Source organism: Inquilinus sp. OTU3971 (genome assembly GCF_038440215.1).
The window spans coordinates 16631-34890 of sequence record NZ_JASATH010000016.1; the positions used below are offsets into that span (position 1 = coordinate 16631).

18 protein-coding genes are annotated in these 18260 nt (G+C 69.0%); 8 read left to right on the plus strand and 10 right to left on the minus strand.

All coding sequences use genetic code 11. The annotated features are described in order from the left end of the window. The 6 genes from AAHM41_RS06260 to cpaB are packed head-to-tail and all read right to left on the minus strand — an operon-like array spanning position 1 to position 6633. On the minus strand, positions 1 to 903 hold the full coding sequence (locus AAHM41_RS06260; protein WP_342235661.1) for a type II secretion system F family protein: 903 nt from the start codon (positions 901 to 903) through the stop codon (positions 1 to 3). A gap of 3 nt (positions 904 to 906) precedes the next feature. Then, on the minus strand, positions 907 to 1830 hold the full coding sequence (locus tag AAHM41_RS06265) for a type II secretion system F family protein (RefSeq protein ID WP_342235662.1): 924 nt from the start codon (positions 1828 to 1830) through the stop codon (positions 907 to 909). Then, positions 1827 to 3131 (minus strand): CpaF family protein, encoded by a 1305-nt coding sequence (locus AAHM41_RS06270; protein WP_342235663.1) that lies wholly within the window; start codon positions 3129 to 3131, stop codon positions 1827 to 1829. Before AAHM41_RS06270 ends, AAHM41_RS06265 begins: the two co-directional genes overlap by 4 nt. A 37-nt stretch (positions 3132 to 3168) precedes the next feature. Continuing rightward, a complete protein-coding gene (locus AAHM41_RS06275) occupies positions 3169 to 4350 on the minus strand; it encodes an AAA family ATPase (protein ID WP_342235664.1) in 1182 nt (393 codons plus the stop codon). 7 nt (positions 4351 to 4357) lie between these two features. Then, entirely contained in the window at positions 4358 to 5719 is a 1362-nt protein-coding gene (locus AAHM41_RS06280) for a type II and III secretion system protein family protein (RefSeq protein WP_342235665.1), read from the minus strand. After that, the gene (gene cpaB, locus AAHM41_RS06285) at positions 5716 to 6633 is read right to left on the minus strand and encodes a Flp pilus assembly protein CpaB (protein WP_342235666.1); all 918 of its coding nucleotides are present in this window, start codon (positions 6631 to 6633) and stop codon (positions 5716 to 5718) included. Before cpaB ends, AAHM41_RS06280 begins: the two co-directional genes overlap by 4 nt. 628 nt (positions 6634 to 7261) lie before the next feature. On the opposite strand from cpaB, the gene AAHM41_RS06290 reads away from it, so the two are divergent. The 8 genes from AAHM41_RS06290 (at position 7262) to AAHM41_RS06325 (ending at position 15978) form a co-directional block, all read left to right on the plus strand. Continuing rightward, a complete protein-coding gene (locus tag AAHM41_RS06290; protein WP_342235667.1) occupies positions 7262 to 8539 on the plus strand; it encodes an ABC transporter substrate-binding protein in 1278 nt (425 codons plus the stop codon). Between the two features lie 36 nt (positions 8540 to 8575). After that, positions 8576 to 9610 (plus strand): Gfo/Idh/MocA family protein, encoded by a 1035-nt coding sequence (locus AAHM41_RS06295; RefSeq protein ID WP_342235668.1) that lies wholly within the window; start codon positions 8576 to 8578, stop codon positions 9608 to 9610. Between the two features lie 25 nt (positions 9611 to 9635). Beyond that, complete coding sequence (locus AAHM41_RS06300; protein WP_342235669.1) at positions 9636 to 10373, plus strand: ThuA domain-containing protein; 738 nt, start codon at positions 9636 to 9638, stop codon at positions 10371 to 10373. 146 nt (positions 10374 to 10519) lie between these two features. Further along, complete coding sequence (locus tag AAHM41_RS06305) at positions 10520 to 12127, plus strand: ABC transporter substrate-binding protein (RefSeq protein ID WP_342235670.1); 1608 nt, start codon at positions 10520 to 10522, stop codon at positions 12125 to 12127. Positions 12128 to 12146: 19 nt separating this feature from the next. After that, on the plus strand, positions 12147 to 13100 hold the full coding sequence (locus AAHM41_RS06310) for an ABC transporter permease (RefSeq protein WP_342235671.1): 954 nt from the start codon (positions 12147 to 12149) through the stop codon (positions 13098 to 13100). A gap of 3 nt (positions 13101 to 13103) precedes the next feature. Further along, complete coding sequence (locus tag AAHM41_RS06315; protein WP_342235672.1) at positions 13104 to 13982, plus strand: ABC transporter permease; 879 nt, start codon at positions 13104 to 13106, stop codon at positions 13980 to 13982. Then, positions 13979 to 15010 (plus strand): ABC transporter ATP-binding protein, encoded by a 1032-nt coding sequence (locus AAHM41_RS06320; RefSeq protein ID WP_342235673.1) that lies wholly within the window; start codon positions 13979 to 13981, stop codon positions 15008 to 15010. The genes AAHM41_RS06315 and AAHM41_RS06320 overlap by 4 nt, the downstream gene beginning before the upstream one ends. Continuing rightward, positions 15007 to 15978 (plus strand): ABC transporter ATP-binding protein, encoded by a 972-nt coding sequence (locus AAHM41_RS06325; protein WP_342235674.1) that lies wholly within the window; start codon positions 15007 to 15009, stop codon positions 15976 to 15978. Before AAHM41_RS06320 ends, AAHM41_RS06325 begins: the two co-directional genes overlap by 4 nt. A 4-nt stretch (positions 15979 to 15982) precedes the next feature. Here the strand turns inward: AAHM41_RS06325 and AAHM41_RS06330 are convergent, their stop codons facing one another. The 4 genes from AAHM41_RS06330 to AAHM41_RS06345 all read right to left on the minus strand — a co-directional run bounded on the left by AAHM41_RS06330 (position 15983) and on the right by AAHM41_RS06345 (position 18218). Further along, complete coding sequence (locus tag AAHM41_RS06330; RefSeq protein ID WP_342235675.1) at positions 15983 to 16660, minus strand: aspartate/glutamate racemase family protein; 678 nt, start codon at positions 16658 to 16660, stop codon at positions 15983 to 15985. Between the two features lie 11 nt (positions 16661 to 16671). Then, positions 16672 to 17214 (minus strand): single-stranded DNA-binding protein, encoded by a 543-nt coding sequence (ssb, locus tag AAHM41_RS06335; protein ID WP_342235676.1) that lies wholly within the window; start codon positions 17212 to 17214, stop codon positions 16672 to 16674. A gap of 83 nt (positions 17215 to 17297) precedes the next feature. Further along, on the minus strand, positions 17298 to 17657 hold the full coding sequence (locus tag AAHM41_RS06340) for a hypothetical protein (RefSeq protein ID WP_342235677.1): 360 nt from the start codon (positions 17655 to 17657) through the stop codon (positions 17298 to 17300). Between the two features lie 9 nt (positions 17658 to 17666). Continuing rightward, positions 17667 to 18218 (minus strand): EndoU domain-containing protein, encoded by a 552-nt coding sequence (locus AAHM41_RS06345; protein WP_342235678.1) that lies wholly within the window; start codon positions 18216 to 18218, stop codon positions 17667 to 17669. Positions 18219 to 18260 lie beyond the last annotated feature (42 nt).

An 18260-nucleotide genomic window follows, 5' to 3' on the forward strand; every position in this document is an offset into this window, starting at 1 on the left:
TCATCGGCCCAGCCCCGACAAGGTCTTGAGAATGGAGACGATGGCCGGCGCGGTGAGCACGATGAACAGGGCCGGCATCAGAAACACGATCATGACGACGGTCATCTGGGTGGTCTTGCGGCCGATGCTCTCGCGGGCGGTCGAGACCCGCCGGTCGGAGAATTCGCGCACGAATTCCCGCAGCGCCGGCCCCAGCTCGGTGCCGTAGACCAGGGTCTGCTTGAACAGCGAGGTGACCTCGCGGGTGCCGTTGACGGCCAGCCGCTCGGCCCAGCGGTCCAGCGCCTGATCGTAGCCCATGCCGCGCTGCAGGTCATCGACCAGGATGCGCAGCGACTGGTGGATCCGCGGCATCGACCCTCCATCCGCCTGGGCCAGGGAGCGGAAGCACTGGTCGAGGCTGACGCCGCTCTCCAGCATCAGCAGCAGGATGTCGAGGGCGAAGGGCAGCTCGGCGCCGATCCGGCGCTGCCGCATCGCGGCCAGCGAGCGCAGCACGAACTTGGCGCCGACATAGACCATGCCGCCGGCGGCCAGCGGATAGAAGCGCGCCAGGCCGGACCAGCGGCCCGTCAGCCACAGCGCCAGCGCGACGGCGACGATCGCAGCCAGCGCCGCGGCGAAGCGCAGGGCGGCAAAGACGATCAGGCTGCGCGGGTCGTAGAAGCCGGCAGCACGCAGGGACTGCAGGATCTCCTCGCGATCCTTGCCGCCGCCGACCAGGATCCGCTCGAACGGCTTCAGCCAGCCAACCGCGCCGACCTCGCCGATATGGGACCGGCCGGAGATCCCGGTCAGCCGTCGCCGCAGCCTCGCCTCGCCCACCGTGCCGCGCAGGCCGAGCCCGAGCAGAAGCACGGTCGAGCCTGCGGTGAGGAGGAGGACAACGAGCTCGCGCGGCATGGCCTAGAACTCCAGCCGCATGATGCGACGCATGATGAGGATGCCGAGCAACTGCAGCCCGACCGCAATCGCCGCCAGCCGGGGGCCCTGCTCGGCTTCGAGGAAGAACAGTACGTAGCTCGGCTTGACCATGCCGATCATCGCCGCGGCGATGATCGGCATCAGGCCGAGGATGATCGCGCTGAATCGGATCTCCGCCGTCGCCGCCTTGAGTTCGCGCCCTACCCGCGCCCGGTCGCGCAGGATCTGCACCAGATTGGCAAGCACTGCCGACAGCCGGCCGCCGAAGCGGAAATTGGTCTCGATCGCCGTCGCCAGCATGTACAGCTCCGGCACCTCCAGCCGGCCGGCGAGCCAGGACACCGCCTCCGGAATCGGCGCACCGTTGTTGATGCGGCGGATCATCGGCTGCAGGTAACGCAGCAGCGCCGGCGACGCATGTTCCGCCGCCTTGAGCAACGCCTGCTGCGTCGAGTTGCCGACCATCAGCAACTGGCGCACGGCGTCGAGGAACATCGGCAGGCCGGCGATGAAGGCGTTGAGGCGCCGGCTGGCCAGGTGCCCCAAGACGTAGAGGCTGCCGGCCGGGACGGCCGCCGCAACCGCGGCCGCCGCGATCGGGCCGAACAGCCAGGCGAGACCGGCGACGATGCCGGCCAGCAGCAGGCCGGCGGCGACAAAGAGGCGCGGCGACAGCGCCAGGTCGGCCCTGGCCAGCCACAGCCGCAGCAGACGCGGCATCCGGGCCGGGGCGGCGGTCCACCCGGCGGCCGCCGTCTCGCCGATCGGCACCGCGCTGCGCAGCGCCTGCAGCCGTTCCTGTACCTGCTGCTGCCGGCGGCGCTGGGCGCGGCCGGCCAGCAGGCTCAGCCCGGCCATGACGAACAGCGCCAGGATGCCAAGCAGCAGGAAGCCGAAGCCGGTCATGGCGCCACCCCCATGGCGGCCCGAAGGTCGGGCGCGCCGACCAGCCGGTGAGCGTAGAACGGGCGCGCCGAATGGACCCGGAACTCGCCGAGCCCGCTCAGCGGCGGCTGCTCCTCGAAAGTGAAGAGTTGGTTCAGGCTGTAGCTGTCGCCCTCCAGGCCGGTCAGCTCGGAGACCGAAGTAACTCGCCGCTTGCCGTTGGCCATGCGGTTGACCTGGACCATGATCTGGACGCTGTTGGCGATGTAGCGTCGCAGGGTCTTCGGATCGGCCGTGAGGCCACCGAAGCCGAGCAGCATCTCCAGCCGGCCGAAGGCGTCGCGGCTGGTATTGGCGTGCATCGTCGCCATCGACCCGTCATGGCCGGTGCTCATCGCCTGCAGCATCTCGACCGCCTCGGCGCCGCGCACCTCGCCCAGGATGATACGATCGGGCCGCATCCGCAGGGCGTTGCGCACCAGGTCGCGGGCGGTGACCTCGCGGCTGCCGTCGAGATTGGGCGGCCGCGTCTCCAGCCGCACCACATGGCTCTGCCGCAGCTGCAGCTCGGCCGCGTCCTCGATGGTGATCAGCCGCTCCTTCTCCTCGATATAGCCGCTGAGCATGTTGAGCAGGGTGGTCTTGCCCGAGCCGGTGCCGCCGCAGATCAGGATGTTGAGGCGCGAGCGCACGGCGGCGGCCAGAAAGCCCAGCATCTCCGAGCTCATCGAGCCGAGCCGCACATAGTCCTGCCCGCCCATGGCATGGACCCGGAACTTGCGGATCGACACCATCGGCCCGTCCAGCGCGACCGGCGGGATCACGACATTGACCCGCGACCCGTCTGGCAGGCGAGCGTCGACATAGGGCGTCGCCTCATCCACTCGGCGGCCGATCGGGCTGACGATGCGCTGGATGATGTTCATCAGATGCGCACTGTCGCGAAACCGGACCGGCACTGCCGAGAGCTGGCCGCCGCGCTCGACATAGATCCGAAACGGCCCGTTGACGATCACGTCGTCGATCGTCGGGTCCTTCAAAAGCGGCTCGATCGGGCCAAGGCCGACCACCTCGTTCTGCACCTCGGACGCCAGAAGCGCCCGCTCGGCGGCGTTCAGCGCCAGCCCTTCCTTGGCGGCGAAGCGGGTGATGCCCTGCTCGACACCGTCCCGGATCATCGCCGCGCTGGCGGTCTCGGCGGTGATGCCGAGCGCCTCGAGCTGCTCCAGCACGAGGTTGAAGATGGCGAATTTGGTGCGCTGATAGCCGTCGGTGGTGCGCAACTCGGCGGCGGCCAGCTCGGGATCCGCCGCAGCTCTCATTCCAACGCTGTTGATCAGCCCTGCCATCGCCGGGCCCTCACGATGTCCGCAGCCGGCCGAACAGGCCGATGCCGCGCGATGCCGACCGGGCGGTCGGGCTGGAGGCCGACGCGCCCTCGGCCGCGAGCTTCTCCAGCGTCCGGCTATAGGACGCGCGCGGCTGCTCCAGCACCAGCGGGCGGCCGGCGTTGAGCGCGTTGATCAGCTCGATCCGGGCCGCGGGCAGCCGCACCGACCGGCGCACGCCGAGCGCCTCGCGCATCTGCTCCTCGGTCAGGCCGATCCCCGGCATATGGTCCTCGACCACCAGGGTAACGCGGTCTAACATCTGGGCGTTTGGGCCGATCTGGACCAAGAGGTCGCGGCAGGCCTTGACCGCGGTGAACTTCTGTGGCGCGACGAGATAGATGCGGCCGGCGGCGCGGACGAACTCGTCGAGCAGGCCGGGATGGCGGATGCCGCCGGCGTTCAGCACCACCTCGCCGAACAGCGCGCGCAGCACCAGCAGCATCGAGACGATGGCATCGGGCGCGATGTCGTGCACCTCCTCCCCCGCCACGGCCAGGGGCAGGATGTGCAGCCCGGAGGCGACATGATGGCCGAGCGCCGAGGACAGCAACGTGCGATCCAGCCGCGACAGGTCCTGGACCGCATCGCGCATGGTGTAGTTGAGCGGCACGTTGAGTGCGGCGCCGGCTTCGCTCGACGGCAGCGCGCCGTCGACCAGCAGCGCCCCGCCCGCCGCCTTGGCCCGCAGCACCGCGAGATTGACTGCGAACAGCCCCTCGCCGCCCGGCTGCCCGCTGAGCACCAAGGTCATGGTGCCGCTGCCGCCGGTGTCGCCGCGGGGGGCGCCGGCCAGATGCGGGCCGAGCTGGCCGCGCAGGGCCTCCCGGTCGCTGCCGCGGTCGATGACGTCCGCGGCCCCGGCGCGGATCACCCGCAGCACCGACCGGGCATCCCCCTCGTCGCCGAGCACGATGATCGGCGCGTCCGGATCGGCGCCGGCCAGAGCGCGGACCGCTTCGGTGAGGGCGGTGCCGAAGCCTTCGACCGGATCGGCGTCAAGCAGGATCAGATCCGGCTTCGCCTTGCCGCACAGCTCCGCCAGCGGCGCTGTCTCCGGCGCCGAGCGGATGACGGCGGCCGTCCCTTCCAGGGCGGCGATCAGGCCGGAGGCGAGGGCGGTGTCGGTGGTGGCGGCAACGATCCGGAACATCGGCGGCCTACCTCATCAGCCCGTAGGGTGCGAGATGATCCTGAACCTGGTCAACGTTCAGGATCATGTCGCCGATGGTCGGATTGTACTTGCGCGTATCCACCCCGGGCAGCGGCGGGATCTTGCCGGGCGCCAGGGGCGTGACCAGCCGCGGCGTCGCGACGATGATCAGCTCCTGCCGCTCCTGCTGGTTGTTGGTGCTCTTGAAGAAGGCGCCGATGATCGGGAGGTCGCCGAGCCAGGGGAACTTGCTCTCGTTGATCTGGCTGTTGCTGTACATCAGGCCGGCCAGGATGAAGCTCTGGCCGTTGCCCAGCTCGACCGTGGTCGAGGTCGAGCGGCGGCGGAAGGCCGGCACGCTGAAGCCCTGGAACTCGAGCGCATTGGCGAAGTCCAGCTCGCTGACCTCGGGCGCGACCTTGAGCACGATGCGCTTGTCCGACATCACCACCGGCGCGATCTCCAGCTTCACGCCGTATTCGTGGTACTCGATCGTCACGGTGCCGAGCGACGCGCCGCCCTGAGGCACCGGGATCGGCACCTCGCCGCCGGCCAGGAACTCGGCTTGGTCGCCGGAGCGGACCAGCAGCGTCGGCTGGGCCAGGAGCTGGGTCAGACCGGCCTGCGACAGCGCGCTCAGGATGCCGAGGATGCCGTTGCGCGGATCGCCGAGGAACAGGTTGAAGGCGCTGGCCAGCGGGACCGAGGCCGAGAGAGACAGGTTGGGGTTGGCCTGGAAGCTCTGAAGCGAGTTCGGGCCGACGATCGCCCCCTGGAAGTCGCTGCCGCCCAGCGCCGCGAAGTTGAAGCCGAGGGCCCGCAGCGTGGTCGACGACACCGCCGCGAACTGGATGTCGACCGCGACCATCTGGTTGCCGGTGACCCGGGTCAGGTCGACGACGTTACCGCCGCCATAGGCGCGGGCGATGCTCGAGGCCCGGGCGTGGGAGTCGAGATCCGGCACCGTGCCGGACAGCACCAGCGTGTCGCCGTCGCGGTTCACCCGCACCCCCTGCAGCCCGGGCTGACCACGGATCTGCCGAGCCGGATCACCGCGGTCGGGGATGGTGGGCAGGGCGACAGCCGGGGCGCCGCCCACTGTGACGTCGTAGGAGACCCCCTGATCCGACTGGGCGGTGAAGATGCTGAGCGTGGTCTTGCCGGATTGCAGCCCGGTGATCTGCAGTTGGTCCTCGTTCAGCGCAGTCGCGTCTATGACGCCACCCTGGCCGACGACGATGCGGGTGATCGGCGCCGGCAGGTTGAGCACGCGCTGGGCCCCGACGCCGAGCCGCAGTTCCTCTGCCCCCGCGATCTGAGAGACGAGGACGAGAACCGCGACGCACAGCATGCGGACCACAAACCTCATCGCCGCTCTCCGGACGTCTTGGGATAGATCAGCTGGGTCTTGTCGCCGACGATCAGCTCGATCGGCTTTTGCTGCGGCGGCTCGGTTGCTGCCGGCGGCGGGGTCGGGCCGCGGATGTCGGAGAGCTTGGCGGTGTTGTCCCCGACGAGTTGCAGGTCGTCGGAGCCGCGCAGGGACAGGTAGAAGGAGCCCAGGCTGCGGGCCAGGGCGAATTTGGCGATCTGGTCGGGCGTCATCGCCAGGCTGATAGTCCGCGACGGTTCGCTGCGGCGCCCTGCGGCGCCCGCGGCTTGCTCGGCGGCGGCCTGGGCCAGGGTCGGGTCGCCGAGAGTGGAGCCGACGGTGAGCACGAGCACGTCCTGCAGCACCGTGCGCGCCTCACTCGCATCGCTTTCCGGCCGCTCCAGCGCGCCCTGCTTGCTCAGGACGGTGTCCGGCAGCACGAGCTGGATGTCGACCCTGTCTCCCGGCCGGACGAACTGGCTGACCGCGATCTCGTCATTGGTCAGGATGCTGATCGCGCGGTAGCCGGCGGGAACCAGCGCGGCGAGGCCCGCCTGGGCCGGATCGGCGGAGATCGTGGAATCGAGTAGGAGCTGCTGCGCCATGATGTCGGCCGTCGCCACCTTGCCGACCACGTCGCCGATCGCCGTCCGCGCCCCGTGCGGCACCGCGCCGACGATCGAGGTGGTGGCCACGTCCTCGCGGGTAATCGCCTGCCCGCGCGCGATGAACCGGGCGGCCGTCATGACGCCGAACACCTTCACATCGGCGGGCGCAGGCTGAACCACCGGTGCTGGCGTAGAGGCCTGGCTCACCGGCACGGAACTCTTGTAGATGCCGTAAGCAATCAGCGAAGCCGCTCCAAGCCCCCCAAGGACCAGATAAGCTCGTGTCAGCGCATTCGTGTTCATCGGTGGGAGGCTTCAAGGTACATATCAAAACCATACAGCCTGCCAGACGGGCGGCATTGCCAAACCTACTCGCCTAGCGCCTTAGGATTCCAGAGTATTTGTTCATTCCCCGCATTCCCTAAAAGATGAGTTAAACTAGCAGTAATAGCCGACTATGTAGCACAAACCAGACAACGACACAAGCTTTATTAGGTTTCGTAAAGACAGCAGCAGATCTTACTAGAATCCGGAAAGCAGAAAAAGCTGCATACCATATTATGCATGAGAATGAACCTACGCTGCGTCGGAGTATTTTCCTAGAAATCCGACCGAGAGTTGCAAACTATATCGAAATATATGGAGTATTTATTTATGTCCATTTTTTTGTCTAGCCTCGCATCGAGAAAACCTTCAGCCGTGTCATGGCGGCCACGACCGCTGGTTGTGGGTGACTGAGGCGGATTATGCCCTCTGCATGTCTTTAAGTACTCCTTAAGCATCTCCGAAGCGACCTCGCCGCCATTCTCCTCCGACAGGCGGATGCCGATCGGCGGCATCGATTGCCGGTTGCCAAACGCCGCCGCCCGACTAATCTGCAAACGATTGCAGCGGACATCAGAATCCGTTCGTCGAGACCACAGGAGGAACCATGTCCGGGAAACACCTGACCGCTCTCGCCGCTCTTGCCCTCGCCGCGGCAGCATCCTCGGCCGCCCTCGGCGCCGAGATCACCTTCGCCTGCGGCTCGACCGGCATCCAGTCGAGGCTGTGCGACGAGGCGGCCAAGGCCTGGTCGGCCAAGACCGGCAATACGGTCAAGGTCGTCGCCGCCCCGCAATCGACCTCGGAACAGCTCGCCCTCTACCAGCAGTTCCTCACCGGCAAGTCGAGCGACATCGACGTGTTCCAGGTCGACGTGATCTGGCCCGGCATCCTCGGCAGCCACTTCGTCGACCTGAAGCAGTATGTCGACCAGGCCACGATCGACCAGTATTTCCCGAACATCGTTCAGGGCCTGACCCGTGACGGCCAGCTGCTGGCCCTGCCCTGGTATACCGATGCCGGGCTGCTGTACTACCGCCAGGATCTCCTGGACAAGTACAAGCTCAAGGTACCCGGGACCTGGGCCGAGCTGACCGCGGCCGCCAAGACCATCCAGGAGGGCGAGCGCCAGGCCGGCAACGACCGCTTCTTCGGCTTCGTCTTCCAGGGCCGGGCCTATGAGGGGCTGACCTGCGACGCGCTGGAATGGATCGCCAGCTTCGGCGGCGGCACCGTCGTCGGCCAGGACGGCAAGATCACGATCGACAACCCGCAGGCGGCCAAGGCGCTGGACACCGCCGCCTCCTGGATCGGCACCATCGCCCCCGACGGCGTGCTGAACTATATGGAGGAGGATGCCCGCGGCGTGTTCCAGTCCGGCAACGCCGCCTTCATGCGCAACTGGCCCTATGCCGCCAGCCTGGCGGAGGCGGCCGACAGCCCGGTCAAGGGCAAGGTCGGCTATGCGCCACTGCCGAAGGGCGAGGGCGACGGCGCCCGCAACGCCGCGACGCTGGGCGGCTGGCAGATCGCGGTCTCGAAATACTCGGAGAACCCGAAGGAGGCGGCGGCCTTCGCCATCTACCTGACCTCCCGGGACGAGCAGAAGCGACGGGCCCTGGAGGGCGGCTACCAGCCGACCATTCCGGCGCTGTACGAGGATGCCGAGCTGCTGCAGAAGCGGCCGTTCTTCAAGACGACGCGGCAGATCCTGGACAGCGCGGTGGCAAGGCCGTCCGCGGTGACGGGCGAGCGATACAGCGAGGTCTCGTCACTGTTCTGGAACGCGGTCCACAGCACCTTGTCGAAGCAGGGCGACGGCGCCACCAACCTGGCGCAGCTGCAGAAGGACCTGAACCGGCTGAGCCGCGGCGGCCGCTGGTGAGCATCACGGGATAACGGAAGCACGAAGGGAGACGGAATGTCGGTCAAGGTCATCCAGGTCGGCCTCGGCGGCTGGGGCATGAACTGGGCCCACACCATCCTGCCGCAGGTCAAGGCGGTCGATGTGGTCGGCTTCGTCGACGCTAGCCCGGAGGCGCTGAAACGGGCCCAGGAAACCCTCGGCCTGGCCGAGGACAAATGCTTCCCCAGCCTAGACGCGGCTCTCGCCGCGCTCGATGCCGAGGCGGTCCTGGCGGTGCTGCCGACCGCCGGGCACAAGAGCGTCAGCGAGGCGGCGCTCAAGGCCGGCAAGCATGTGCTGGTCGAGAAGCCCTTCACCTCGACGCTGGAAGAGGCGCAGGAGCTGATCGACCTGGCCAAGCGGGTCGACCGGCTCCTGATGGTCAGCCAGAACTACCGCTACATGTCGGCGGTGCAGATGGTGGCCGACCTGGTGCGCGACGGCACCTATGGCCGGCCGCTGTCGGCACTGATCGACTTCCGGCAGAACTGGAAGGTCACCGGGCACCGTTACCACGACATCCCAGGCCCGCTGCTGCTGGACATGGCGATCCATCATTTCGACCTGATGCGCATGATCTTCGGCGAGAATGTGCAGCGTGTCGCCTGCCGCAGCTGGAACACGCCGGACAGCCCGTTCAAGGACCACGCCGCCGCCCATGCCCTGCTGGCGCTCGAGAACGGGCTGATGGTGTCCTACAACGGCTCCTGGGTGTCGCGCGGCACGCCGACCACCTGGACCGGCGAATGGGCGATCGAATGCGAGGAGGGGCAGCTGGTGTGGCAGGCCCGCGGCATGGCCGGCGAGATCGCCGACAAGCTGGCGCTGCGCAAGCCGGACGGGTCGGTCCGGGACCTGCCGATGAAACCGCTGGCGCTGATCGACCGGGCCGGCACGCTGAACGCCTTCGCCGCCGCTGTCCACGGCAAGCCGCCGCGCTACTTCACCTCGGGTGAGGACAACATCCATTCCCTCGCCACCAGCTTCGCCTGCATGCGGTCGGGCGCCCAGGACGGCACATGGGTGTCGCTGTCCGAAATCCTTCCCTGACCGCGCAATCCCGGAGACGAGCGACATGACCCTCCCCCGCCTGCTGGTCTGGAACGAGTACCGGCACGAGCTGCAGAACCCCGAGGTCTCGGCGATCTATCCCGACGGCATCCACGAGGCCATTGCCGACCCGCTGCGCCAGCGCGGCTTCCCGGTCGCGACCGCGACGCTGGACCAGCCCGAGCACGGGCTGACCGACGAGGTGCTGAACGGCGCCGACGTCCTGCTCTGGTGGGGCCACAAGGCGCATGAGGAGGTGTCGGACGCCGTGGTCGAGCGGGTGCGCCGCCACGTCATGGGCGGGCTCGGCCTGATCGTGCTGCATTCCGGCCACTACTCGAAGATCTTCCGCCGGCTGATGGGCACCAGTTGCAGCGTCAACTGGCGGGTGCACGGCAAGGACGGCGAGACCGAGCGGATCTGGGTGACCGCCCCGGCGCATCCGATCGCCGCCGGGCTCGACCGCTACATCGAGCTCCCGCAGGAGGAGATGTATGGCGAGTTCTTCGACGTGCCGGAGCCGGACGAGCTGGTCTTCGTCAGCTGGTTCAAGGGCGGCGAGGTGTTCCGCAGCGGCCTGACCTATCGCCGCGGCTATGGCCGGATCTTCTACTTCCGGCCGGGGCACGAGACCTTCCCGAGCTACCACACCGCCGAGGTGCAGACGGTGATCGCCAACGCCGCGTCCTGGGCCGCCCAGCCCGGGGTGCGCCGCACGCCGCCCGACAATATGCGGCGGGAGCCGATCGAAGCGATCGGCTGAGCGCCGCGCATAAAATGTATCCAATCTGACCCGCCGATTGCATCCAATCCGGGCAGAACGGACCGGCATCGCCAGCGCCGACAGCCCGTCGGCGAGTCTGGCCCGCGGCTTGCGTGTGCGCTGCCCGACGTCAATCGGGAGCCGACATGCGAAACTTCATCCTCAAGGCGGCCGTGGCGGCCATGCTCGCCGTCACGGCCTGCGGCGGCGCCCAGGCGCAGGGCACGCTGCGCATCGGCATGACCGCGTCCGACATCCCGCTGACCACGGGGCAGACGGACAATGGCGGCGAAGGCATGCGCTTCATGGGCTATACGGTCTATGACGCGCTGATCAACTGGGACCTGTCGAGCGCGACCGGTCCTTCGGAGCTGGTGCCCGGCCTTGCCACCGCCTGGGGCCTGGACCCCGGCGATGCGACCAAGACCAGATGGCTGTTCAAGCTGCGGCAGGGCGTCAAGTTCCATGACGGCTCGGACTTCACCGCCGATGCGGTGGTGTGGAACCTCGACAAGCTCTTGAAGACCGACAGCCCGCAATACGACCAGCGCCAGGCGGCGCAGGGCAAGTCGCGCATTCCGTCGGTCGCGTCGTACCGTGTGGTCGATCCCCTGACCGTCGAGATCGTCACCAAGGCGCCGGACGCCACCCTGCCCTACCAGCTTGCCTGGATCATGATGTCCTCTCCCGCCCAGTGGGAGAAGGTCGGGCGCAACTGGGAGGCCTTCGCCAAGACCCCGTCCGGCACCGGCCCGTGGAAGTTGACGGCCTTCATGCCGCGTGAGCGGGCCGAACTGGCCCCGAACCCGGATTATTGGGACGAGGCCCGGGTGCCGAAGCTCGACAAGCTGGTGCTGCTGCCGCTGCCCGAGGCCAATGCCCGGGTCGCCGCGCTGCGCTCCGGCCAGGTCGACTGGATCGAGGCGCCGGCGCCGGATGCGGTGGAATCGCTCAAGGGCGCCGGATTCCAGATCGTCACCAACGCCTATCCGCACAACTGGACCTGGCACCTGTCGCGCGGCGAAGGCTCGCCCTGGAACGACATCCGCATCCGCAAGGCGGCCAACCTGGCAATCGACCGCGACGGCATGACGGAGATGCTGTCCGGCCTGATGATCCCGGCCCAGGGGTTCCTGCCGCCGGGCCACCCCTGGTTCGGCCATCCCAGCTTCGAGCTGAAATATGATCCCGAGGCGGCCAAGGCGCTGATGGCAGAAGCCGGCTATGGCCCGGACCATCCGCTCGCGACCAAGATCCTGATCTCCTCCTCCGGCTCCGGCCAGATGCAGCCGCTGCCGATGAACGAGTTCATCCAGCAGAACCTGGCCGAGATCGGCATCCAGGTCGAGTTCGAGGTGGTGGAGTGGAACCAGCTGATCAACATCTGGCGGGCCGGCGCGAAGGACCCGAGCGCCCGCGGCGCCACCGGAATGAACTATTCCTACTTCATCCAGGATCCCTTCACCGGTTTCATCCGGCATCTGCAGTGCAACCTGGCGGCGCCGGCCGGCACCAACTGGGGCGGCTATTGCGACCCGGAGATGGACGCGCTGTTCGACCAGGTGCGCCAGACCTTCGATCCGGCGGAGCAGGCCAAGGTCCTGCAGAAGATCCATGAGAAATACGTGAACGACGCCCTGTTCCTGATGGTGGCGCATGACGTCAACGCCCGGGCCATGAGCGGCAAGGTGAGGGGCTTCGTCCAGGCCCAGAACTGGTTCCAGGACTTCTCGCCGATCACCATGGAACCCTGACGCCGGCGGGAATCGAGCGATGCTCCTCTATGTCCTGCGACGGCTGCTCTACGTCCTGCCGGTGGCGCTCGGCGTCAGCCTGGTGTGCTTCCTGCTCGTCCATCTGGCGCCCGGCGATCCGCTGACCGCGGTGATGCCGATCGACGCGACGGCCGAGCAGCAGGCCGAGATGCGGACCGCCTACGGCTTCGACCGGCCGCTGCCGGTGCAGTACGGGCTGTGGCTGTGGAAGGTGGCGCAGGGCGATCTCGGCCGGTCGATCGCGACCGGCCGGCCGGTCGCGTCGGAGGTCGGGCGGGCGGTGGGGAACTCCTTGATCCTCGCCGCCGCAGCCACCCTGATCGGCTTCACCTTCGGCACCTTCTTCGGCTTCGTTGCCGGCTATTTCCGCGGCAGCGCGCTGGACAAGGCCGCCTCGGTCCTCTCCGTCTTCGGGGTCAGCGTGCCGCATTACTGGCTCGGCATCGTGCTGGTGATCGTGTTCTCGGCCACGCTCGGCTGGCTGCCGCCGACCGGGGCCGGGCCGGACGGCTCCGGCAACTGGTGGCCCGATCTCGATCATCTCCGCTACCTGATCCTGCCGGCCGTCACCATGTCGGTGATCCCGATGGGCATCATCGCCCGCACGGTGCGGGCGATGGTCGGCGACATCCTCAACCAGGAGTTCGTCCAGGCGCTGCGCGCCAAGGGCCTGGGCGAGCGCAGCGTGCTGGCCCATGTCGTCCGCAATGCCGCGCCGACCGCCCTGGCGGTGATGGGGCTGCAGCTCGGCTATCTGCTCGGCGGCTCGATCCTGATCGAGACGGTGTTCGCCTGGCCGGGCACCGGCTTCCTGCTCAACGCCGCGATCTTCCAGCGCGACCTGCCGCTGCTGCAGGGCACCATCCTGGTGCTGGCCCTGATCTTCGTGTTCCTCAACCTCCTGGTCGACGTGCTGCAGACCGCGCTCGACCCGCGCATCCAGCGGGGCTGACCGATGACGGCGATCGCCGAAACCATGGCCCGGAGCCCCGCGCGGCGCGGCTACTGGGCGAATGTCGGACGGCGGCTGATGCGCGACCCGGTGGCGATGGTCGCCCTCGCCGTGATCGTCGCGATCGTCCTGGCGGCGGTGCTGGCGCCCTGGATCGCCCCGGCCGACCCGGTCAAGGGCACCATGGCCCGCCGGCTGAAGCCGGTGGGCTTTCCCGGCTACCTGCTGGGGTCGGACGAGCTCGGCCGCGACATGCTGACCCGGCTGATCTATGGCGGCCGACTGTCACTGTTCCTGGGGGTGACGCCGGTGCTGTTCGCCTTCGTCCTGGGCTCCGGCATCGGCATCGCCGCCGGTTATGTCGGCGGTCGGATCAACACGCTGGTGATGCGCGTCATCGACGTGTTCTTCGCCTTCCCGTCGGTGCTGCTGGCGATCGCGCTGTCCGGCGCGCTCGGCGCCGGCATCCTGAACGCGATCGTGTCGCTGACCGTGGTGTTCGTGCCGCAGATCGCCCGGGTGGCCGAAAGCGTTACCACCCAGATCCGCGGCCGCGACTATGTCGAGGCGGCCCGCCTGTCCGGCGCCGGCCCGGTCACCATCATCCGGGTCCATGTGCTCGGCAACGTGCTGGGGCCGATCTTCATCTACGCCACCAGCCTGATCAGCGTGTCGATGATCCTGTCCTCGGGGCTGTCCTTCCTCGGCCTTGGGGTCAAACCGCCGGAGCCGGAATGGGGCCTGATGCTGAACACCCTGCGTACCGCGATCTATTCCCAGCCGCTGGTCGCGGCGCTGCCGGGCGTGATGATCTTCCTCACCTCCATATCCTTCAACCTGTTCTCCGACGGACTGCGCACGGCGATGGAGGTGAAGTCGTGAGCGCGCCGGATCCGCGCGATCGCGGCGGGCCGGGGACGCCGCTGCTGTCCGTGCGCGGCCTGGTGAAGCATTTCGGCCGGAAGACGGGCTTCCTGAGCAAGGGCGGCGCCATCGTGCGCGCGGTCGACGGCGTCGATTTCGACATCGCCAAGGGCGAGACGCTGGGCATCGTCGGGGAATCCGGCTGCGGCAAGTCGACCACGGCGCGGCTGATCATGCGGATCATCCGGCCGGATGCCGGCGCCATCCTGTTCGACGGCGAGGAGGTCGGGTCGGCGGCGCTGGGTGTCGCCGCCTTCCGCCGGCAGGCGCAGATGGTGTTCCAGGACAGCTACGCCTCGCTCAACCCGCGGCTGACGGCGCTCGACACCATCGCCTTCGGCCCGCGGATCCAGGGCCTCGGTGCCCGGGCGGCCCGAGCCCAGGCCCGGGACCTGCTGCACCGCGTCGGCATCGACCCGGTCCGCTTCGCCGGGCGCTATCCGCATGAGCTGTCGGGCGGCCAGCGGCAGCGCGTCAACATCGCCCGGGCGCTGGCGCTGAGCCCCCGCCTGCTGATCCTCGACGAGGCGGTGTCGGCGCTCGACAAATCGGTCGAGGCGCAGGTGCTGAACCTGCTGCTCGACCTGAAGGACGAGTTCGGCCTGACCTACATGTTCATCTCGCACGACCTGCACACGGTCCGCCTGATCTGCGACCGGGTGATGGTGATGTATCTCGGCAAGGTCGCCGAGGTCGGCGCGGCGGACTCGATCTTCGAAACGCCGCGCCATCCCTACACCGAGGCGCTGCTGGCCTCGATGCCGTCGATGGATCCGGACCGGCGCACCGAGGAGGCGCCGCTGTCCGGCGATCCGCCGAACCCGATCGACCCGCCGCCCGGCTGCCGCTTCCACCCCCGCTGCCGCGCCGCAGCCGCCCCCTGCTCCCGGATCGAGCCGGAATTGCACGCGGTCGGCGGCGCGCATCGGGCGGCCTGCCACCTCGCCGATCCGGCCTCCGGCCATCCGCAAAGCGCCGCCGCATGACCGCAGCACCCATCGTCGACGTCAAGGACCTGACCGTGGATTTCGCCGCCGCGGGCGGAAACGTGCGGGCGGTCGCCGGGGTCGACCTCAGCCTGGCCCCGGGCGAGACCGTCGCCCTGCTCGGCGAATCCGGCTCGGGCAAGAGCGTCACCCTGCGGACGCTGCTGCGCCTGCACCCCAAGACCGCGCGCATCGGCGGCACGGTCGCCGTCAACGGGCGCGACATCCTCGCCCTGTCGGCGGCCGAGCTGTCGGCCTATCGCGGCCGCATCGCCTCGATGGTGTTCCAGGATCCGGGCCTCGCCTTCGACCCGGTGTACCGGATCGGCGACCAGATCGCGGAGGCGGTGGTCCGGCACGAGCGCGTCTCCCGCGCCGAGGGGCGGCGCCGGGCGCTGGCGCTGTTCGAGCGCGTGCGCATCCCGTCGCCGGAGCGGCGGCTGGACAACTACCCGCACGAAATGTCGGGCGGGATGCGCCAGCGCGCCATGATCGCGCTGGCCCTGGCCTGCCGGCCCAAGGTGCTGCTGGCCGACGAACCGACCACCGCGCTCGACGCCACGGTGCAGATCCAGGTGCTGCTGCTGCTGCGCGAGCTGCAGCGCGAATTCGGCCTGGCCATCCTCTTCGTCACGCACGACATCGGCGTCGCGGTCGAGGTCGCCGACCGGATCGCGGTGATGTATGCCGGCCGCATCGTCGAGACCGGGCCCTGCGCCGCGGTGATCCGAGAGGCGGCGCACCCCTACACCCGGGGCCTGCTGGCCACCCGGACCAATCACGCTTTGGCGAAGGGTGGCCGGCTGGAGGCGATCCCGGGCGCTCCGCCGGACCTCAGCGCTCCGCCGCCGGGCTGCGCCTTCGGGCCGCGCTGCCACCGCTTCGCCGACACCTGCGCCGCCGCGGAGCCCGCGCCGGTCGACCTGGCTCCGGGACATTGGGCCCGCTGCGTGCGGCTCACCGCCTGAGGCGTCACCGCTCCTGCAGCAGCCGGGCCAGGCGGCGAATGGCGGCCGGAATCGGGCCGATGACCGGAACCGCGAAGCGCCTCTCCAGGGCGCTGGCGGCGCGGCCGAGCGGGCCGCCGCCGATCACCACCGCCTCGGCCCCGTCCCGCTCGATCGCCAGGGCGACCGCATCGGCCAAGGCCGTTTCCAACAGTTCCGGATCGCCGACCAGCGCAGCCGGGTCGCCGGGCGTCAGGCGGATGCCGGTGTAGAGCGGGCCGAGCCCCAGGGCCCGGGCCTTGGCGTCGATCGTGGCGGCAAGCGCCGGGGTCGTGGTCGCGACGCCGAACCGGCGCCCGCCGGCCGCGGCCTCCAGCATCCCCGCCTCGCAGAGCCCGACGACCGGAACCGTCACGCGACCGCGCAGCGTTTCCAGTCCGGGATCGCCGAAGGCCGCCACGATCATCCCCGCCGCTCCGGCCGCCCCGGCGCCGATCGCGACGACCTGTTCCGCCGAGGCGGCGAGCGCGGCCTCGTCGAGGATCATCGGCACGCCGGACGCGGCCGTCGCGCCCTCGACGATCATCGCATCGCCGGCTTCGGCCTGGGCGATCGCCACCATCATCGCGGTGGTGGCGCGGTTGGTATTGGGATTGATCAGCAGGATGCGCGGCGCCAGGCCCCGCATCCCGCGGTCGTCCATCGCCGCTGGCGTCAGAACGGGATCTCGTCGTCGAGATCGTCCGCCATCGGGCCACGGCCGCCGCCGGAGGAGCCGCCGCCACCGCCGCCGGACGAACCACCGCCCGAGGACCGGCCGCCGCCATAGCCGCCACCGCCGCCGTAGCCGCCGCCCGAGCCGCCCTCATCCTCGAAGCCGCCACTCCCGCCACCGCCGCCGCCCTCACGGCCGTCGAGCATGGTCAGCTCGCCCCGGAACGGGCGCAGCACCACCTCGGTGGTGTAGCGCTCGGCGCCGCTCTGGTCGGTGTATTTGCGGGTCTCGATCTGGCCCTCGACATAGATCTTCGAGCCCTTCTTCAGGAACCGCTCGACCACTCCGACCAACGCGTCGTTGAACACCACGACGCGGTGCCACTCGGTACGCTCCTTACGCTCGCCGGTGGTGCGGTCCTTCCAGTTCTCCGACGTCGCGACCGAGAGATTCGCCACCCGCCCGCCATTCTGGAAGGACCGGATCTCCGGATCGCGGCCGAGATTGCCGATGAGAATGACCTTGTTGACGCTGCCAGCCATGATCCAGACCTCACTCCATACCTGTTAGCGGCGGACCCTAGACGGATGGCCCGCCGATGCCAATCACGTTTGAGCCACCAGCCTCATCCCTTCCGGCGCGGCCGTGCCGCGCGTCCGGGCTTGCGCAGCGCCGCCAGCCAGGCGCCGACCGCCACCGCCAGATCCTGGGTCGGCAGCATCAGCGCCGGCACCTTGGCGTCGTGGATGTTGCGCAGCACCGACTGGGCACCGTGGATCTCCAGCGCATAGAGGTTGCCGATGATCGGCTCTCCCCCCTCCCCGGCCTCGCCCAGGCGCTCGGCCACCCGGGCCGTCCAGGCGTCGTCGCCGCGCAGGTCGGTCTCGAGGAAATCGGCCAGGATCGGCGCCGCGGTGCCGGACACGACGCGCGGCCGGCCCTCGGCGTCGCGGGTGACCTCGATCATGCTCTGCTTTCCCTTCATCCCGGCCTCTCAGTTCGGGAACGCGGTGTTGACAGCATCCTGGCCGTGGCGCTGGATCGTGCCGATCCGGATCTCGAAGGGCCGGCGACGGTCGTCGCGGCAATAGCCGTCCTGCGGGCCGCCACCCGCCGGCGCCGCCCCATCCGGTGCAGAGGGGCCGAGCACACCCCAGGCCGGATGCGCGCCGGTCTGGTTGCGCCAGGCGTAGAGCACCGAGCGCAGGATCGCCTCCGCCGAGCAGTCATCGGGATAGAAGGTCGACCGCTTGCGCCGGCCGTTGCTGAAGATCACGGTCGCGTCATAGACCTCGTTGCCGCGATGCGCGGTCTCCTCCACCCGGTCGACCGCGCCGGTCGGCAGGCCGGCGGCGCGCGAATGGAACCCCTTGGGGTCGCCGTTGCGCCCGACCTCGCCGCAGAAGATGTGGCTGAGATTGACCTGGGGATCGCTGTGGCTCCACAGCCGCTTGCCGGCGTCGCCGCAGTCGAGTGTCGCGGCCATCGAATCGCCGGCCCACGACAGCAGCAGCAGAAGCGCAATCAAGCCGACCCGACGGATCATGGAATCTCGCACCGAAGGCCTTGGGGTTTCCTGCCCCTGAAA

What these genes read in the sequence shown, in the direction of transcription:
- AAHM41_RS06300 (WP_342235669.1), top strand. Translation starts at nt 9,636, where the DNA reads ATGACCCTCCCCCGCCTGCTGGTCTGGAACGAGTACCGGCACGAGCTG.
- AAHM41_RS06275 (WP_342235664.1), bottom strand. Translation starts at nt 4,350, where the DNA reads ATGTTCCGGATCGTTGCCGCCACCACCGACACCGCCCTCGCCTCCGGC.
- AAHM41_RS06270 (WP_342235663.1), bottom strand. Translation starts at nt 3,131, where the DNA reads ATGAGAGCTGCGGCGGATCCCGAGCTGGCCGCCGCCGAGTTGCGCACC.
- AAHM41_RS06305 (WP_342235670.1), top strand. Translation starts at nt 10,520, where the DNA reads ATGCGAAACTTCATCCTCAAGGCGGCCGTGGCGGCCATGCTCGCCGTC.
- AAHM41_RS06310 (WP_342235671.1), top strand. Translation starts at nt 12,147, where the DNA reads ATGCTCCTCTATGTCCTGCGACGGCTGCTCTACGTCCTGCCGGTGGCG.
- AAHM41_RS06330 (WP_342235675.1), bottom strand. Translation starts at nt 16,660, where the DNA reads ATGGACGACCGCGGGATGCGGGGCCTGGCGCCGCGCATCCTGCTGATC.
- AAHM41_RS06295 (WP_342235668.1), top strand. Translation starts at nt 8,576, where the DNA reads ATGTCGGTCAAGGTCATCCAGGTCGGCCTCGGCGGCTGGGGCATGAAC.
- AAHM41_RS06315 (WP_342235672.1), top strand. Translation starts at nt 13,104, where the DNA reads ATGACGGCGATCGCCGAAACCATGGCCCGGAGCCCCGCGCGGCGCGGC.
- AAHM41_RS06260 (WP_342235661.1), bottom strand. Translation starts at nt 903, where the DNA reads ATGCCGCGCGAGCTCGTTGTCCTCCTCCTCACCGCAGGCTCGACCGTG.
- AAHM41_RS06345 (WP_342235678.1), bottom strand. Translation starts at nt 18,218, where the DNA reads ATGATCCGTCGGGTCGGCTTGATTGCGCTTCTGCTGCTGCTGTCGTGG.
- AAHM41_RS06265 (WP_342235662.1), bottom strand. Translation starts at nt 1,830, where the DNA reads ATGACCGGCTTCGGCTTCCTGCTGCTTGGCATCCTGGCGCTGTTCGTC.
- AAHM41_RS06340 (WP_342235677.1), bottom strand. Translation starts at nt 17,657, where the DNA reads ATGAAGGGAAAGCAGAGCATGATCGAGGTCACCCGCGACGCCGAGGGC.
- AAHM41_RS06290 (WP_342235667.1), top strand. Translation starts at nt 7,262, where the DNA reads ATGTCCGGGAAACACCTGACCGCTCTCGCCGCTCTTGCCCTCGCCGCG.
- ssb (WP_342235676.1), bottom strand. Translation starts at nt 17,214, where the DNA reads ATGGCTGGCAGCGTCAACAAGGTCATTCTCATCGGCAATCTCGGCCGC.
- cpaB (WP_342235666.1), bottom strand. Translation starts at nt 6,633, where the DNA reads ATGAACACGAATGCGCTGACACGAGCTTATCTGGTCCTTGGGGGGCTT.
- AAHM41_RS06325 (WP_342235674.1), top strand. Translation starts at nt 15,007, where the DNA reads ATGACCGCAGCACCCATCGTCGACGTCAAGGACCTGACCGTGGATTTC.
- AAHM41_RS06280 (WP_342235665.1), bottom strand. Translation starts at nt 5,719, where the DNA reads ATGAGGTTTGTGGTCCGCATGCTGTGCGTCGCGGTTCTCGTCCTCGTC.